Annotated in this window: 14 protein-coding genes; 8 read left to right on the top strand and 6 right to left on the bottom strand. The window is 40.1% G+C overall.

Annotation, left to right across the window (positions count from 1 at the left end; all coding sequences use genetic code 11):
- Nucleotides 1–21: 21 nt before the first annotated feature.
- The 4 genes from accC to ACNKXS_RS04175 all read left to right on the top strand — a co-directional run bounded on the left by accC (nt 22) and on the right by ACNKXS_RS04175 (nt 3,686).
- Nucleotides 22–1,371, top strand: coding sequence for an acetyl-CoA carboxylase biotin carboxylase subunit (gene accC, locus ACNKXS_RS04190; protein ID WP_298529350.1), 1,350 nt, complete (start codon nt 22–24; stop codon nt 1,369–1,371).
- A 72-nt stretch (nt 1,372–1,443) separates the two neighbouring features.
- Entirely contained in the window at nt 1,444–2,565 is a 1,122-nt protein-coding gene (locus tag ACNKXS_RS04185; protein WP_417919759.1) for an NAD(P)/FAD-dependent oxidoreductase, read from the top strand.
- Nucleotides 2,562–3,233 (top strand): monofunctional biosynthetic peptidoglycan transglycosylase, encoded by a 672-nt coding sequence (gene mtgA / locus ACNKXS_RS04180; RefSeq protein ID WP_417919758.1) that lies wholly within the window; start codon nt 2,562–2,564, stop codon nt 3,231–3,233. The genes ACNKXS_RS04185 and mtgA overlap by 4 nt, the downstream gene beginning before the upstream one ends.
- A complete protein-coding gene (locus ACNKXS_RS04175) occupies nt 3,234–3,686 on the top strand; it encodes a transcription elongation factor (protein WP_417919757.1) in 453 nt (150 codons plus the stop codon).
- Here the strand turns inward: ACNKXS_RS04175 and ACNKXS_RS04170 are convergent.
- Complete coding sequence (locus tag ACNKXS_RS04170) at nt 3,679–4,641, bottom strand: ABC transporter ATP-binding protein (RefSeq protein WP_417919756.1); 963 nt, start codon at nt 4,639–4,641, stop codon at nt 3,679–3,681. The two genes, ACNKXS_RS04175 and ACNKXS_RS04170, sit on opposite strands and share 8 nt — an antisense overlap.
- 104 nt (nt 4,642–4,745) lie before the next feature.
- Here ACNKXS_RS04170 and ACNKXS_RS04165 point away from each other — a divergent pair, with 104 nt between their 5' ends.
- Entirely contained in the window at nt 4,746–5,342 is a 597-nt protein-coding gene (locus ACNKXS_RS04165; protein ID WP_417919755.1) for an HAD family hydrolase, read from the top strand.
- A 75-nt stretch (nt 5,343–5,417) separates the two neighbouring features.
- Here the strand turns inward: ACNKXS_RS04165 and ACNKXS_RS04160 are convergent, their stop codons facing one another.
- The 5 genes from ACNKXS_RS04160 to ACNKXS_RS04140 form a co-directional block, all read right to left on the bottom strand.
- Complete coding sequence (locus tag ACNKXS_RS04160) at nt 5,418–7,574, bottom strand: prolyl oligopeptidase family serine peptidase (protein WP_417919754.1); 2,157 nt, start codon at nt 7,572–7,574, stop codon at nt 5,418–5,420.
- A 90-nt stretch (nt 7,575–7,664) separates the two neighbouring features.
- Nucleotides 7,665–8,654 (bottom strand): aspartate-semialdehyde dehydrogenase, encoded by a 990-nt coding sequence (locus ACNKXS_RS04155; RefSeq protein WP_417919753.1) that lies wholly within the window; start codon nt 8,652–8,654, stop codon nt 7,665–7,667.
- Nucleotides 8,655–8,839: 185 nt separating this feature from the next.
- On the bottom strand, nt 8,840–9,262 hold the full coding sequence (gene mscL / locus ACNKXS_RS04150) for a large conductance mechanosensitive channel protein MscL (RefSeq protein WP_417919752.1): 423 nt from the start codon (nt 9,260–9,262) through the stop codon (nt 8,840–8,842).
- A 61-nt stretch (nt 9,263–9,323) separates the two neighbouring features.
- On the bottom strand, nt 9,324–10,433 hold the full coding sequence (gene alr / locus ACNKXS_RS04145; protein ID WP_417920140.1) for an alanine racemase: 1,110 nt from the start codon (nt 10,431–10,433) through the stop codon (nt 9,324–9,326).
- The gene (locus ACNKXS_RS04140; protein WP_295180693.1) at nt 10,426–11,070 is read right to left on the bottom strand and encodes a thymidine kinase; all 645 of its coding nucleotides are present in this window, start codon (nt 11,068–11,070) and stop codon (nt 10,426–10,428) included. The genes alr and ACNKXS_RS04140 overlap by 8 nt, the downstream gene beginning before the upstream one ends.
- A gap of 191 nt (nt 11,071–11,261) precedes the next feature.
- Here ACNKXS_RS04140 and ACNKXS_RS04135 point away from each other — a divergent pair, with 191 nt between their 5' ends.
- Genes ACNKXS_RS04135 through ACNKXS_RS04125 form a run of 3 tightly spaced genes read left to right on the top strand, consistent with a single transcriptional unit; the run spans nt 11,262 to nt 13,299 of the window.
- The gene (locus ACNKXS_RS04135) at nt 11,262–12,050 is read left to right on the top strand and encodes a hypothetical protein (RefSeq protein ID WP_417919751.1); all 789 of its coding nucleotides are present in this window, start codon (nt 11,262–11,264) and stop codon (nt 12,048–12,050) included.
- A 6-nt stretch (nt 12,051–12,056) separates the two neighbouring features.
- A complete protein-coding gene (gene rsmI / locus ACNKXS_RS04130; protein WP_417919750.1) occupies nt 12,057–12,728 on the top strand; it encodes a 16S rRNA (cytidine(1402)-2'-O)-methyltransferase in 672 nt (223 codons plus the stop codon).
- Between the two features lies 1 nt (nt 12,729).
- Nucleotides 12,730–13,299 (top strand): uracil-DNA glycosylase family protein, encoded by a 570-nt coding sequence (locus ACNKXS_RS04125; protein ID WP_417919749.1) that lies wholly within the window; start codon nt 12,730–12,732, stop codon nt 13,297–13,299.
- Nucleotides 13,300–13,338: the final 39 nt, after the last annotated feature.

Genomic DNA, 13,338 nt, shown 5'->3' with positions numbered 1-13,338 from the left:
GAACTTTAAAAGCAACTAGGTATGTTTAAAAAAATATTGATTGCAAACAGGGGAGAAATTGCACTTCGTGTGATTCGTACCTGTAAGGAAATGGGAATCAAAACGGTAGCGGTTTACTCTACTGCAGATGCTGAAAGTCTACACGTTAGATTTGCAGATGAAGCGGTTTGTATTGGACCACCACCAAGTAACCTTTCCTATCTTAAAATTTCGAATATCATCGCTGCAGCAGAGATTACCAATGCTGATGCGATCCACCCAGGATACGGTTTCCTTTCTGAAAATGCTAAATTTTCCAAGATCTGTGAAGAGCATGATATTAAATTCATTGGAGCTTCACCAGAGATGATCAGTAAGATGGGAGATAAGGCAACAGCCAAAGCTACAATGAGAGCGGCTGGTGTTCCTTGTGTTCCTGGATCTGAAGGGATAATAAAGGATTTTACAGAATGCCAAAAACTGGCTAAGGAAGTTGGATACCCTGTGATGCTGAAGGCAACTGCCGGAGGTGGAGGTAAAGGGATGCGAGCTATCTGGAAAGAAGAAGAGCTGGAACCAGCCTGGGAATCTGCCCGTAAAGAAGCAGCCGCATCTTTTGGAAATGATGGGATGTATATGGAAAAGCTTATTGAAGAGCCTCGCCATATCGAGATCCAGATCGTAGGAGACAGCAGCGGTAAAGCCTGTCACCTTTCTGAAAGAGATTGTTCTGTACAAAGACGTCACCAGAAACTTACTGAAGAAACTCCGTCACCTTTTATGACAGATACGCTCCGTAAGAAAATGGGTGATGCTGCAGTAAAAGCTGCTGAATATATTAAATATGAGGGTGCTGGTACTGTTGAATTCCTTGTTGATAAGCATAGAAATTTCTATTTTATGGAAATGAATACGCGTATCCAGGTTGAGCATCCAATTACAGAGCAGGTGATCGATTACGATCTTATTCGTGAGCAGATCCTTGTAGCTTCTGGAGTGCCCATTTCAGGAAAGAATTATATTCCGCAGTTGCATTCTATCGAGTGTAGAATCAATGCAGAAGATCCATATCATAACTTTAGACCATCACCTGGGAAGATCACTAATCTTCACGCACCGGGAGGACACGGAGTTCGTATCGATACCCACGTTTATAGTGGCTATGTGATTCCTCCAAATTATGATTCAATGATCGCGAAATTGATCACTACCGCTCAAACAAGAGAGGAAGCGATCAACAAAATGAAGCGTGCACTGGACGAGTTTGTGATCGAGGGTGTGAAAACCACGATTCCATTCCACCGCCAGTTGATGGATCATCCAGATTATATTGAAGGTAATTATACTACTAAATTCATGGAGGATTTTAAAATGAAACCTCTGGAAGAATAAAAACTAACCCCGGAACTTCCGGGGTTTTTTATGCGCAACTTTTTGTAATTTGACCTGAAACTGAAAACGAACATGAATCTTTCCTTCTGGGAACATGAATCCTGGTTCAATAATATCGACTATTGTATTATAGGCAATGGGATCACAGGTTTAAACTGTGCTCTGCACCTGCGAAGATCAAGACCATCGGCTAAAATTATTATTCTTGAGAAAGGGCTGCTTCCAGAAGGAGCTAGCACCAAAAACGCCGGTTTTGCCTGCTTCGGAAGTATTTCTGAAATCCTTGATGATCTTAAAACTTTATCTGAAGATGAAGTGGTTGAGCTAGTAGAAAAGCGTCGTAACGGACTCTCATTACTTCGGAAAAATCTGGGTGATACACAGATCGATTTTCAGCAGAACGGAGGATACGAGCTTTTTACCAGAGCAGATAAAGAATTGTACCAGCACAGTATGGAGGCTATTCCGCGAATTAATAAAATTCTGAATCCTGTTTTTGGAGAGTCCGTTTTTAGAGAAACTTCCAATTCTTTTGGCTTTAGTGATATCATGCCGAGACTTATTGAGAATCAATTTGAGGGACAGATCGATACCGGTAAGATGATGCAAACACTATTGAAAAAAGTATCTTGTGAAAATATACAGGTGCTCAGCGGTATCAAAGTAAATTCGTTTTTCGATGAAGAACATTCCGTCAGGATCGAAACAGATAAATTTCAAATTTCAGCTAAAAAATTATTGATCGCCACTAATGGGTTTGCATCCAGCCTTGGACTTGAAGATGTAAAACCTGCCCGTGCACAGGTATTGATCACCAAACCCATCCAAAATTTGAACCTTAAAGGCACTTTTCATCTGGACAGAGGTTATTACTATTTTCGAAATATCGGTGATCGAGTGCTTATTGGAGGTGGTCGTAACCTGGATTTCGAAGCTGAAGAGACCGAACACATGGGCACAACCCTGCTTGTCCAGAACAAACTGGAGCACTTATTAAAAACCTGTATCTTGCCTGAAACCAAATTTGAAATAGACAGAAAGTGGAGCGGAATCATGGGGATTGGATCCTCAAGGCAACCTATAGTGAAGGCACTTTCCAGAAATGTAAGCTGCGGAGTTCGCCTTGGCGGAATGGGCATCGCAATTGGTAGCCTGGTTGGAAGAGACCTGGCCGAAATAACATTGAATTCATGATCAGAAAATTTTTCAGATTTATCATCAAGATACTTCTTGGACTGTTCCTGTTTAGTATTACTATCGTAGTGATCTATAAATGGGTGCCAGTTCCTTTTACTCCTTTAATGGTGATACGTTACTTTGAAAATCCACAGGAAGATATTAAGCACGACTGGGTAGCAATGGATGAAATATCAGGCCATCTCCAAAAAGCGGTTATCGCTAGTGAAGACCAGAATTTCCCTACTCATAGTGGCTTTGATTTTGAAGCGATCAAGGAAGCTATGGAAGATAATCGCAATGGAAGAAAGATTCGTGGAGCCAGCACAATCTCACAACAAACTGCGAAAAATGTTTTCCTGTACCCGGGAAGAACCTGGTTTCGGAAAGGTCTGGAAGCATATTTTACATTTCTGATCGAAATAATTTGGGGTAAAGAACGAATTCTGGAAGTCTACCTGAATAGTATTGAAATGGGTAAAGGAGTTTACGGAGCGCAAGCGGCGTCATTGCACTGGTTTGGTAAGGACGCGGTAAAGCTCGGTGCGTATGAAGCTGCGGCCATTGCCGCTGTTTTACCGAATCCAAGGGTATATCGTGCAAGTCCCGCATCTTCTTTTATTAACAATAGAAAAAACTGGATCGTAAGACAAATGCAAAATCTTGGTAAACTTAGCTTAGACTAAATGGAAACGCTTAAACAGGAGTTGCTAAAAAAATGTGAGCATTTTATTCAGCAGAAAACAGCTGCTTTGCAAAATGCGATGCAGGGACTAAAACAGGATCTGGAAAATGAATCCAAGAGTAGTGCCGGTGACAAGTTTGAAACTGGCAGAGAGATGATCAATATTGAATGGAACAAACTCAGCAACCAATTACAGCAATATGAGCAAATGCAGTCTGTTTTAAAGCGGATCAATGTACAGGCAGACTCTGGGATTGCAAAAGCAGGCAGTATCATATTTACTGAAAATGCTAATTATTTTATTTCTATTCCAGCTGGGGAAATCATCGTTCAGGATACAAGATTCTATGCCATAGGTAGCAAAGCTCCTGTTGCCATCGCCATGCTTGGAAAAACTGAGAACGACAGCTACACTTTCAATCAGCAAAATGTCCTAATTAAAAAGATTATTTAATTCGGCTTTCCAACACTCCATCTTTCACTTTAAAGCAAATCTTTTTGCCGGCGATTAATTCTTCATGGTGATCTATTAGTATCGTACTATTTCCTGCTGAAACTTCGACCAGGAAAACTTCTCCTTTAAAATATGATTTGCTTACTGTAGCTTCGATGCCAGATTCTGCGATCTTTAATTCATGAGGATATACCACAACTTTGTCACTCTTTTTATGATCTGCTTTCAGTAATGTGACAGGAATATAGTTTACGTCTCCAAACAGGCTGGCGACATAGTGATTTTTCGGTTGTTCATATAATTCCTGCGGAGTTCCCTGAGCATAGATCTTTGAGTTTTTTAGAACAAAGGTTCTATCGGCAAAAGCCAGTGCATCGGTGCTGTCGTGTGTGGCAATGATACAGGTGATATTCTGCTCCTTCAGGTAAGCGAATAGCTTTCTTCTCAACTTATTTTTTCTGAAGTGATCAATATGGCTAAACGGTTCATCGAGCAAGAGGATTTCTGGTTCTTTAGCCAGAGCACGCGCCAAAGCGATTCTTTGCTGCTGCCCGCCACTTAGTAATTTCGCTTTTTTATCAGCAAGGTCGGTCATTTCTACAACCTCCAGCAATTCTTTGATTCGGCGTTTTTTCTTGACAGGATAAAAATTACTTAGATATTTCCCAACATTATCAGCAGCGCTTAGTGGTAACATCAAATCAAAATCCTGGGCGAGGTATTTAATAAAATCTTCTCCGGGAACCAGGTTGAAATTAGGACCCAGAAGCTCTTTATCTTTCCAGGTGATCTTTCCTTCTGTATGTAGGAGTCCGTAGATGAGTTTAAGCAAGGTGCTTTTACCACAGCCACTTTCACCAATGATCGAGATGTTCTCAGCCGGTTTTATGTTCATATTGATATTCTTTAATACAGGCTCATCATAGGTGAAGGAGACGTTCTTAAGCTGAAGCATAGGTTAAATTCTTGTTGAAATTATCATAATATAAGTTTCCGGATATGGCTATTTATGTAACTTATCTTAAAGCTAAAGAACATAAATTAGAATAGAATCATCGAATGCAAAAAATAGTCGTTTACGATCTCAATAAGACCTTATATCAAAAATCTTCCAAAGATGAATTTTTCAAATTCGTATGTTATAAAAATGGGTATAAGTTGATAAGACTTGCCCAGCTTGGATGGTTGAAAATGCTCGGAAACATGCGGCTTGTCAGCAAAACTGATTTCAAGGAGAACTTCTACGATTATCTCAAAGATCTTGATCCTGAAACGGTGAAAAAGTATGCGGAGCAATTCTGGAACCTGGAATACCCGGAATTCTTCAGAAATAAAATGCTGGAAGATATTCAGAAATTTGATGAGCAGGGTATCAAGGTGTTTGTAGTCACCGGCGGATTCGAAGTCTACACGAAATATCTGGAAAAAATTCTTCCCGTTCAGGTACTTGGAACAAGAACAACCTATAAAAATGGTAATTATACTATCGAAGGCAAAGCTTGTAATGATGAAGAGAAAATAAGACGTTTAGACGAAGCGCTTGGAGAGTATGAATTGCTTGAAGCTTTCTCAGATGATGATGAAGAGATCCTGCATAAAGGTGAGAAAGGGTTTCTAGTTGACGAAGAGTCTGGGGAATTAAAACAGGTAAATTAAAGCTTCCTGAAATAAAACAAAAAAAGCGCGGCTGAAGAGCCGCGCTTTTTTTTGTGATCCAGTTGATCAACAATATTAATCTTTAGAAATCTCTTTTAGTTCATTTGGAAGTGCTTCAAACCCCATATTATATAAAGTGAACCCGAAGATATCTGCATATTCTTCAATGATCTTACTGGTTGGCTTTCCTGCACCATGACCGGCATTTGTCTCGATCCTGATAAGCGTAGGATTAGTTCCTTCTTGCTTATCCTGTAGTTCTGCAGCATATTTAAAAGAATGCGCAGGCACTACACGGTCATCATGATCTCCAGTAGTTACAAGCGTCGCAGGATATTCGGTACCCGCCTCAACACTATGCACTGGAGAATAGTTATATAGATACTGGAACATTTCTTTATTATCTTCCGAAGTACCATAATCATAAGCCCAACCTGCACCGGCAGTGAATGTATGATATCTTAACATGTCCATTACTCCAACTGCAGGCAATGCCACTTTCATAAGATCAGGTCGCTGAGTCATCGTAGCTCCTACCAGAAGTCCGCCATTAGAACCACCTCTTACAGCAAGATAATCGCTGGAAGTATAATTATTGTCGATCAGGTATTCCGCAGCAGCAATGAAATCATCAAATACATTTTGCTTTTTAAGCTTTGTACCTGTATCATGCCATGCTTTCCCATATTCACCACCACCACGAAGGTTAGGTACAGCATAAACACCGCCTTGCTCCAGCCATACGCTCATCGCAGTGCTAAAACCTGGAGTCAGGCTCACATTAAATCCTCCATAACCATAAAGAATCGTTGGATTCTTTCCGTTAAGCTGAGTTCCTTTTTTGTAGGTAATGATCATTGGGATCTTCGTACCATCCTTTGATTCATAGAATACCTGTTCGCTGGTAAACTGTTCCGGATCAAAATCTATGTTTGGTTTATTGTAAACTTGAGAAGTACCATTTTTAATATCATATTTATAAATAGTACCCGGAGTCACGTAATTTGTAAAGCTGTAGTAAAGTACATCTTTGTCTTTTTTAGCTCCAAAACCTCCGGCAGAACCTACACCTGGAAGTTCTACTTCACGTACAAGTTTTCCGTCATAATCATATTGTTTCACTTTTGAGATGGCATCTACCATATACTCTGTAAAGAAATATCCACCACCGGTTGAAGGACTCAATACATGCTCGGTTTCAGGAATAAAATCTTCCCAGTTCTCCGGACTTGGATCGCTGGCGTCAACGGTCACGATCTTCTTATTTGGAGCATCAAGATTGGTCACGATAAATAATTTGCTACCTTCATTTTCGATCACATAAGAATCGGTATCCTGATTATCTAAAATTGTAACCAGTTCCGGATTTTCCTTCTGAAGGTCCATCATGTAAAGTTCCCCTCCAGAAGTTGAATTACGTGCTGAAATGATCAGGTAACGATTATCTTCAGTAACACTTCCTCCAACATAACGACGTTTTTGTGCTTCAGAATTTCCGAAGATGATCTGGTCGTCACTTTGCGGAGTTCCCAGTTTATGATAATATAATTTATGCTGATCTGTCTTTGCTGAAAGTTCACTTCCATCAGGCTTGTCATAGCTGGAGTAGTAAAAACCTTCATTACCTTTCCAGGAAATTCCGCTGAACTTTACATCTTTAATGGTATCGCCAAGGATTTTTTTATCATCAGCATTCATGACAATGATCTTTCTCCAGTCGCTTCCACCTTCAGAAATAGCATAGGCCAGCTTTTTTCCATCTTCGGAAAAGCTCATTCCCGCAAGAGAAGTAGTACCATCTTCACTGAATTTATTCGGATCTAAAAATACTTTTGCTTCCGCTTTTTCTGATTCACGGCGATACAAAACACTTTGATTCTGAAGTCCGTTGTTTTTAAAGAAATAGATCTTTTCACCTTCAGTAAAAGGAGCGCTCAATTTTTCATAATCCCATAACTTGGTAAGACGTTCCTTGAGTTTATTTCTGTACGGAATGTTCTCAAGGTAATCGAAAGTTACCTCGTTCTGTCTTTTTACCCAGTTCTCGGTTTCCTCGCTACGATCATCCTCCAGCCAGCGATATGGATCCTTTACCTCGGTTCCAAAATAATCTGTTACAGTATCAACTTTCTTGGTCTCAGGATAGTTCAATTTGCTTTGGTTTTGACTTTGCGCACTTAGTGAGCCGGCAACTAACCCCAGCCCAATAATGCCTGAATAGATTTTCTTCATACAATTCTTAGTTTAGACACCTAAAATAAGAATAAAAAAGCCTGAATTTGTAGAGTTTCAGGCTTTTAAGTAAAATTTTAAAATTGTGGATTACAGTAGTTTCTGCTCCACTAAATATTCTGCGATCTGCACTGCATTTGTCGCGGCACCTTTACGGAGATTATCAGCAACGATCCACATATTTAGTGTATTTGGCTGGGAATGATCTCTTCTAATTCTACCTACAAAAACATCATCTTTTCCTTCCGCATAAATAGGCATGGGATAAGTATTCAATTCCGGGTTATCCTGTACGGTGATCCCTGGGAAATCACTCAGGATCTTTCGAACATCTGCTTCCTCAAATTCTTTATGAAACTCGATGTTCACCGATTCTGAATGTCCTCCAACCACCGGAATTCTAATCGCAGTTGCCGTCACGTTTACGGAATCATCACCGAGAATTTTCTTGGTTTCGTTCGTTAACTTCATCTCCTCTTTGGTGTATCCATTTTCCTGGAATACATCGCAATGTGGTAACGCATTTTTATGAATTGGATAAGGATAAGCCATTTCTTCTTTCTTACCCGCATACTCGTTCTCCAGCTGCTGTACGGCTTTCACACCAGTTCCAGTGATAGACTGGTAGGTTGAAACGACCACTCGCTTGATAGTATACGCATCATGCAACGGTTTTAAAGCCATTAACAACTGTATTGTAGAACAATTAGGATTCGCAATGATCTTATCTTCTTTTGAAAGCAGGTTAGCATTGATCTCGGGAATGATAAGTTTGTTTTTCGGATTCATTCTCCATGCTGAAGAATTATCGATCACTGTAGTTCCTGCAGAAGCAAATTTTGGAGCCCATTCCAATGAAGTGTCTCCACCAGCTGAAAATATGGCTACTTCCGGTTTCATGGAAACTGCGGTTTCAAGACTTACTACTTCGAAATCCTTACCGTTATAGGTCAATTTCTTACCTACAGATCTTTCAGAAGCTACAGGAATAAGTTCGGTAAGTGGAAAATTACGTTCTTCCAGTACTTTAAGCATTACGCTTCCTACCATCCCGGTTGCTCCAACTACAGCTACTTTCATAATTTGCTTACTTTAAAAAGTGAATTGCAAAGTTATTGCTTGGAAATTATTCTGACTGCTTCCCCTATAAAAATTTCAGGAATTTTAGAAAATTGAACCAATTTTGGATTATTGTTAAAAAAAGACCCCTGGTTTTTGCCAGGGGTTTAGTTTAAGAATGAGTAATGTAGCGGTAAGCGTACGTATTAAATATTGTTCTTTCTTAGTTCGTCACGAATCTCAGTAAGTAAAACTTCTTCTTTCGATGGTCCTGCTGGAGCTGCAACTTCTTCTTTCTTCTTGGTCTTCTCATAAGCTCTCAGGAATATGAAAATGAAGAGACCAACGATAATAAAGTAAATGATCGCCTGTATCAAATTTCCGTAGGTAAGGATTGCAGCTTCAGCTTCTATTGCAGCTTCAAGACTTTCGTATTCTACTCCATCCAGGGAAATAAATTGCTGGGTTAGATCTGCTCCACCGGTGAGTAAACCAATGATAGGCATAAAAATATCTGCAACAACAGAAGAGATAACCTTGTTGAAAGCAGCTCCAATTATTACTGCAGTAGCCAGTGCTACGATATCCTTCTTAAGCAGAAATGCTTTAAAATCTGAAAAAAAACTCATGAATTATAGTTGTTAGTTGATTTCCAAATTTATAAAAATTTTGAAAAGTCTGGTATATTAATTATTCAGGGATCACTAATCGCGAGACCCTGCGTTGTATTCCAGTGATCAATTCATAAGAAATAGTGCCTCCAGCTTCAGCAAACTTCACTGGATGCTGAGGTCCTCCAAAGACGATCACTTCATCACCTTCTTCACAGGAAATATTGGTGACATCTACCATGATAATATCCATGCAAACGTTACCAGCGATAGGAGCATATTGTCCATTTATAAAGACTCCGGCTTTTCCCTTTCCATAGATCCTGTTGATCCCATCAGCGTGACCCAATGGCAATGTTGCAATGCGAGTAGGTTTCTCCACTTTAAACGCGCGGTTGTAACCTACCGTATCACCTTTGTCCAGACTTCTAATCTGGGAAATGATCGTTTTAAGTGTAGAAATTGGTCTTAGTTCAGGATCTATATTTTTATCATTTCCATAACCATATAAGCCTATCCCGCTACGCACCATACTAAAAGCCGATTTCGGGTAATTGATCACGCCAGAAGTATTGCAAATATGGAGTATTGGTTCGTAGTCCAGGTCGGCAATTAATTCCCAGGTCATTTTCCTGAAAAGATCGATCTGGCCCACCGTGAAATCACGTTCTTTCCAATCCTCACTTGCAGCGAGATGGGAAAAAACAGAAGCGATCTTCAGGCTGGAAGTACTACTAATGATTTCTTTGACAGTTCCAATCTCTGGATGATCAAAACCAAGTCTGTTCAAGCCGGTATTCAGCTTGATATGAACAGGGTAATTTTTTTGATTTTTAGCTTCAGCAGTCTCTACAAAAGAGCGTAGAATTTTTTCGCTGTATAAATTAGGTTCGAGACAATGCTCGATAATATCTTCGAAATGTGTGAATTGTGGATGCAACACTAAAATAGGTTTGGTGATCCCATTTTTACGAAGATGGATTCCTTCTTCCACGTAGGCAACGGCAAAATAATCGGTGCCAAGCTCTTCAAGTTTTCTGGCAATGATAACTGAATCGTTCCCATAAGCAAAAGCTTTCACTACAGACAGGAACTTCACTCCGTCATCGATCTTTGCTCTTAAATATCTGTAATTATGTGCCAGTGCTCCAAGATCAATCTCAAGAACGGTCTCTTTGGCTTCAGGCATTTTCTTCGGTCTTTTTAGCATTCAATTCTTCAGCATTAACATCAAGCTTCTTCACTCGCTCCCGCAGCATAGCCTTGTAGTAAGCAGCCCGACTCAATGGTTCATATTCTTCATTTTCACCCAGAAAAACCAGGTCGTCATTGATAGCTTTACGATAGCTGAACTGAGCAAGATTTCCCGTTCTGGTACAAACAGCATGCACTTTCGTAACGTACTCTGCAGTAGCCATTAGATTGGGCATAGGGCCAAAAGGATTTCCTTTAAAGTCCATGTCCAGTCCGGCCACGATCACCCGAATTCCCTGGTTGGCGAGATCATTACAAACCGTCACGATCTCATCATCAAAGAATTGTGCCTCGTCGATTCCTACTACGTCGCATCCATCTGCAAGCAAACGGATATTGGAAGCAGAAGGTACAGGAGTAGATCTTATTTCATTGGAATCATGAGATACGACCATTTCCTCGTCATACCTAATATCAATGGCAGGTTTGAAGATCTCAACATTCTGTTTTGCAAATTTTGCGCGTTTGAGTCGGCGTATCAATTCTTCCGTTTTTCCGGAAAACATTGACCCGCAAATAACCTCAATCCACCCAAATTGCTCTTCGTGATTTACTGTATTTTCGAGAAACATTTTGTATTTTTCAAATCGAAACGGGAAATACCTCTTTCGTATAAAGGTGGAACAAATTTATTAAAAATACAACCCGGAGACGGGGCGAATCTTGAAAGTTATGAAATGAGTCGTAACCAAATTTGCCTACCTATAAATATCATTATTTGCGAATTGCTTCTGACCGATAGAAAACATATAAAATTAAACTGATGAAAAAGAAAATTGAGGCTGATCTGGCGGAGATCGCGGAAAAAATCCTTCAGAATAAAGGGAATTTCAACACGATGGAGCTCAAGGAAAATGCTTTGCATCTCTATGAAAAACTGACTGTTCTGGCTTTTACTGAAAAACATCTTTCCGAAGAAGTTCCTCAGCAAAAAGAATTTACAAAACGGGAAGAAGTGGCTACTCCGAAACCTAAAGTGAAAGATCTGCCTGAGCCTCCAGCACAATTATCTGCATATGATGAATTTTATCCGGATGGAACTGAATTCAATGAAGATTCAGACGCGATTACCGAACCTAATACTGAAAAAATCAAAGATATTGTAGCGCAAATGCCACCTGAAAGTCAGTCTGTAGATCTTTTTATGAATCATATTAACGATGCGCCAGAAGTTTCTAATTCGGCACCCTATTCACAACAGGTTGAGGAGAAGAAAGATTTCAGAAATATAGGTGTGGATTATGATAATTTACCAGATTTTGAGCCGGTAAAGCATGTTCCAGCCAATGATAAACCAAGATCCTTAAATGATCGATTGAGAAAAGGGATTAATATCGGTCTAAATGAGCGTCTTGCCTATATAAAGCATCTTTTTGGTGGGGATACGGCAGATTATAACCGCGTACTATCTCAATTAAATACTTTTACCAGCCTGGAAGAAGCTTCAAAATTCATAGACCTGGTTGTAAAGCCAGATTATAACAACTGGCAGGGTAAGGAAGCATACGAAGAGCGTTTTAGAGCTCATATAGAAAACAAGTTCGGGAAATAAATTATTATGGGTAAACTGTACCTGGTTCCCACGCCAATTGGGAATCTCGAGGATATTACTTTGAGAGCGATTCGTATTCTTAAGGAAGTTGATCTTATTCTGGCTGAAGATACCCGAAATAGTGGTAAACTACTAAAGCACCTGGAAGTTCAAACTCCCATGCAGAGTCACCACATGCATAATGAGCATAAAACAGTAGATCATATTGTTTCCCGAATTAAAGCTGGCCAGACCATCGCACTTATTAGTGATGCCGGAACTCCTGCGATCTCAGATCCTGGGTTCTTATTAACCCGAGCCTGTGTGGAAGCTGGTATTGAAGTAGATTGCCTTCCCGGGGCCACGGCCTTTGTTCCGGCGCTGGTTAATAGCGGACTTCCAAACGATAAATTCGTATTTGAAGGTTTTCTTCCGGTGAAAAAAGGAAGGCAAACGAGACTCAAAATACTGGCTGAAGAAAGCCGCACGATGATTTTTTACGAATCACCACATAAACTACTTAAAACATTAGGCCATTTTCAGGAATATTTTGGTGAGGATCGTCGTGTTTCCGTCTCCCGTGAGATCACCAAAATGCATGAAGAAACCGTTCGTGGAAGTATTCCTGATGTTCATGCACATTATACCGCAAATCCGCCAAAGGGAGAGTTGGTAGTAATAGTTGCAGGAAAAGCCTGATTTGGAAGACTTATTATCCACCATACGAGACTGCAAGGTTTGTAAAGAACATTTACCACTTGGGCCAAGACCTATTATTGAAGCAACATCAAATTCTAAGATCATTCTTATTAGCCAGGCGCCGGGAAGAGTGGTGCACGAATCTGGTGTAGCCTGGAAAGATGAGAGTGGTAAAAGACTAAGGGAATGGCTGGGAGTTGATGACGATACCTTTTATGATCACGACAATTTTGCTATTCTACCTATGGGTTTCTGCTATCCCGGGAAAGCAAAGACTGGCGATCTACCGCCCAGAAAAGAATGCGCTCCTTTATGGCATGAGGAGGTTCTTCAGTATTTAAAAAATGCGAAGCTGAAGATCCTTATTGGTGCGTATGCTTCCAATTATTACCTTGGAAAGAACAATAATCTAACGGCTAAAGTTCATGAGTATCAGCAATACCTTCCAGATTACTGGCCGTTGCCGCATCCTTCCCCGGTAAACCGATTCTGGAGAATGAAAAATCCGGTATTTGAGTCGGCCATAGTTCCTGCACTTCAGAAAAAGATCAGCTCGATAATAGGGGAATAAGCCGCTTAGATTAGAAGTAGAATTTTATTACTTTCGGCT

It is taken from the genome of Christiangramia marina (assembly GCF_048285865.1).
Classification (GTDB): domain Bacteria; phylum Bacteroidota; class Bacteroidia; order Flavobacteriales; family Flavobacteriaceae; genus Christiangramia; species Christiangramia marina.
This window is presented reverse-complemented; position numbering and strand designations above follow the sequence as displayed.